The organism is Pseudomonas sp. NY15372 (assembly GCF_048068215.1).
In the GTDB taxonomy this organism is placed as follows: domain Bacteria; phylum Pseudomonadota; class Gammaproteobacteria; order Pseudomonadales; family Pseudomonadaceae; genus Aquipseudomonas; species Aquipseudomonas guariconensis_A.
On the sequence record NZ_JBLUPY010000071.1, the window covers coordinates 1 to 3,385 of the forward strand.

Sequence of the window (3,385 nt, forward strand, 5' to 3'; positions counted from 1 at the left end):
CTGCAACTGGGCGACGACGCTACGGTCAAGATTACCGACACCGAGAGCGAAGTTGTCGCGACCCTCTCCGTCGACAAGACCAGCGTCACCGAAGGCGGTGAAATTACTTACACCGTCACGCTGAGCAACGGCCAGAAATTGCCAGTCACTGGTCACGGTGGCCTGGTGTTCAAGCTGACCGATGGCACCGAGGTCACTATTCCGGCTGGCAGCGCCAGCGGCTCCATTACCGTCAAAGCACCGGATGATGTATTCACCGGCGGTCAGCCGACCATTACCAACAAGCTTGAGTCGGTAGAAGGCGGCGACAAGTTCGAGAAACTCACCCTCGACGATCAATCCGTTTCGACCAAGATCACCGACGAACCAGGTTCGGGCACTCCAGGCACTGGCAATGAAGGCGACAAGTTCGAAGTCACCATCGTCAGCAAAGGCGATGTGACCGAAGATCAGCAGCCAACCTTCACCATCAGGATCAGCGAGAAGCTCGATCACGATGTGACCGTTACGCTGAGCAACAATCAGCAGGTCGTCATCCAGGCTGGCAAAACCGAAGTCGACTATTCGCTGCCGGCTCAAGGTGATGATGTATTCAAAGACGCGGGTGAAGTTTCGCTGGGGGTCACCGATGCGAGCGTCGACGGTAAGCAATTCGAGAATCTGCAACTGGGCGACGACGCTACGGTCAAGATTACCGACACCGTCAGCGAAGTAACCGCCACGTTGTCTGTGGATAAATCCACTGTCGCGGAAGGCGGCGAGATTACTTACACCGTCACTCTCAGCAATGGCCAAAAGCTGCCGGTCACTGGTCACGGTGGCTTGGTGTTCAAGCTGACCGATGGCACCGAAGTCACTATTCCAGCCGGTAGCGCCAGTGGCTCCGTCACCGTTAAAGCACCAGATGATGTGTTCACTGGTGGTCAACCGACCATTACCAACAAGCTTGAGTCGGTAGAAGGTGGCGACAAATTCGAGAAACTGACGCTCGACGACCAATCCGTTTCGACCAAGATCACCGATGAGCCAGGTTCCGGCACTCCTGGCACTGGCAATGAAGGCGACAAATTCGAAGTCACCATCGTCAGCAAAGGCGACGTGACTGAAGATCAGCAGCCAACCTTCACCATCCGGATCAGCGAGAAGCTCGATCACGATGTGACCGTTACGCTGAGCAACAATCAGCAGGTCGTTATCCAGGCAGGCAAAACCGAAGTCGACTATTCGCTGCCGGCTCAAGGTGATGATGTATTCAAAGACGCGGGTGAAGTTTCGCTGGGCGTCACCGATGCGGGCGTCGACGGTAAGCAATTCGAGAACCTGCAACTGGGCGACGACGCTACGGTCAAGATTACCGACACCGAGAGCGAAGTTGTCGCGACCCTCTCCGTCGACAAGACCAGCGTCACCGAAGGCGGTGAAATTACTTACACCGTCACGCTGAGCAACGGCCAGAAATTGCCAGTCACTGGTCACGGCGGCCTGGTGTTCAAGCTGACCGATGGCACCGAAGTCACTATTCCGGCAGGCAGCGCCAGCGGCTCCGTTACCGTCAAAGCCCCTGACGATGTGTTCACTGGTGGTCAACCAGAAATCGTCAACAAGCTCGATACCGTTACCGGCAGCGACAACTTCGAGAAATTGACCCTGGACCAAGGTGAAGTAAAAGTTGATGTCACCGATGAGCCAGGCTCAGGCACTCCTGGCACTGGCAATGAAGGCGACAAATTCGAAGTCACCATCGTCAGCAAAGGCGACGTGACTGAAGATCAGCAGCCAACCTTCACCATCCGGATCAGCGAGAAGCTCGATCACGATGTGACCGTTACGCTGAGCAATAACCAGCAGGTCGTCATCCAGGCAGGCAAAACCGAAGTCGATTATTCGCTGCCGGCTCAAGGCGATGACGTCTTCACCGACCCAGGCAAAGCCGAACTGGGCGTCACCGACGCGACCGTCCAGGGCAAGCAGTTCGAAAATCTGCAGCTGGGCGGCAAGGCGGTCGTCAATATCACCGACACCGTCAGCGAAGTAACCGCCACGTTGTCTGTGGATAAATCCACTGTCGCTGAAGGTGGCGAGATCACCTACACCGTCACGCTGAGCAACGGCCAGAAATTGCCAGTCACTGGTCACGGCGGCCTGGTGTTCAAACTGACCGATGGTACCGAAGTCACTATTCCGGCTGGCAGCGCCAGCGGCTCCGTCACCGTTAAAGCCCCGGATGATGTGTTCACCGGCGGCCAACCGACCATTACCAACAAGCTTGAGTCGGTAGAAGGCGGCGACAAGTTCGAGAAACTCACCCTCGACGATCAATCCGTTTCGACCAAGATCACCGACGAACCAGGTTCGGGCACTCCAGGCACTGGCAATGAAGGCGACAAGTTCGAAGTCACCATCGTCAGCAAAGGCGATGTGACCGAAGATCAGCAGCCAACCTTCACCATCAGGATCAGCGAGAAGCTCGATCACGATGTGACGGTCACGCTGAGCAACAACCAGCAGGTCGTCATCCAAGCTGGCAAAACTGAAGTCGACTATTCGCTGCCAGCTCAAGGTGATGATGTATTCAAAGACGCGGGTGAAGTTTCACTGGGCGTCACCGATGCGAGCGTCGACGGTAAGCAATTCGAGAACCTGCAACTGGGCGACGACGCTACGGTCAAGATTACCGACACCGTCAGCGAAGTCACCGCCACACTGTCTGTGGATAAATCGAGCGTTACGGAAGGCGGTCAAATCACCTATACCGTGACCCTGAGCAATGGGCAGAAATTGCCGGTCACCGGTCACGGCGGCCTGGTGTTCAAGCTGACCGATGGCACCGAAGTCACTATTCCAGCCGGCAGCGCCAGCGGCTCCATTACCGTCAAAGCACCGGATGATGTATTCACCGGCGGTCAGCCGACCATTACCAACAAGCTTGAGTCGGTAGAAGGCGGCGACAAGTTCGAGAAACTCACCCTCGACGATCAATCCGTTTCGACCAAGATCACCGACGAACCAGGTTCGGGCACTCCTGGCACTGGCAATGAGGGAGACAAGTTCGAAGTCACTATCGTCAGCAAAGGCGATGTGACCGAAGATCAGCAGCCAACCTTCACCATCCGGATCAGTGAAAAACTCGATCACGATGTGACGGTCACGCTGAGCAACAACCAGCAGGTCGTCATCCAGGCCGGTAAGACTGAAGTCGATTATTCGCTGCCAGCTCAAGGTGATGATGTATTCAAAGACGCGGGTGAAGTTTCACTGGGCGTCACCGATGCAAGCGTCGACGGTAAGCAATTCGAGAACCTGCAACTGGGCGACGACGCTACGGTCAAGATTACCGACACCGAGAGCGAAGTTGTCGCGACCCTCTCCGTCGACAAGACCAGCG

Annotated in this window: 1 protein-coding gene; it reads left to right on the forward strand. The window is 56.0% G+C overall.

Annotation, left to right across the window (positions count from 1 at the left end; genetic code table 11):
* On the forward strand, window positions 1-3,385 hold a 3,385-nt coding region (locus tag ACNFG0_RS22770; protein WP_416766510.1), incomplete at both ends, for an immunoglobulin-like domain-containing protein.